This is a genomic window from Ferrovum sp., from assembly GCF_027317285.1.
Lineage (GTDB): Bacteria > Pseudomonadota > Gammaproteobacteria > Burkholderiales > Ferrovaceae > Ferrovum.
Genome location: NZ_DAHVHV010000169.1, coordinates 1 through 529, shown reverse-complemented (window position 1 = coordinate 529; position 529 = coordinate 1). Strand labels below are relative to the sequence as shown.

The window sequence follows — 529 nt, the reverse complement described above, 5'->3', positions numbered from 1 at the left end:
TTCATGATGGTTGTGATGAAGGCTAAACTTTATATATTCGCGAGTTTTTTAAAATACCAACGGTATCCATTCGCGTAGTAAACGATATATAGTGCACCTGGTTCTAAAATAGGCATTTTTTCAACTGCCTGTTAAACTACGAAATTTTACATAAAACTCTGGGTGATGTATTTTTAAATACTCGTAAACTCTTCTTCGCATATTCCATTCTGGCAAATGATACGACTGAAATATTGGAATATTATTTCCCAAGAACATATAGTATTTATTAAAAAAATTTGTAAGTGGTCTATACTTTCTTTATGACACAGATAGAGTTTGTTGTGACCTATGGCTAAAGGCACAATGCTTTTATTGCTTTTTTCAAACTGTATATCCGTACAGTTATCCAGTGCGGACTGAGATAGAGACATAATCAGGAAATAAGATGTCCTCAAAGAGAGGGCCATTACGATTCCTAAAGCGCCAAGGTCTGGATGATGCTCAGAACGGCGCTTACTGGCAAGGTTTCCAGGCATTGGCTTTTGCT

General features: G+C 36.3%; 1 protein-coding gene. It reads right to left on the bottom strand.

Features of this window, described 5'->3' with window-relative positions:
- Positions 1-173 precede the first annotated feature (173 nt).
- Positions 174-529, bottom strand: a 356-nt coding sequence (locus M6F29_RS12145) for a hypothetical protein (RefSeq protein ID WP_298160311.1), incomplete at its 5' end; no start/stop codon positions are given.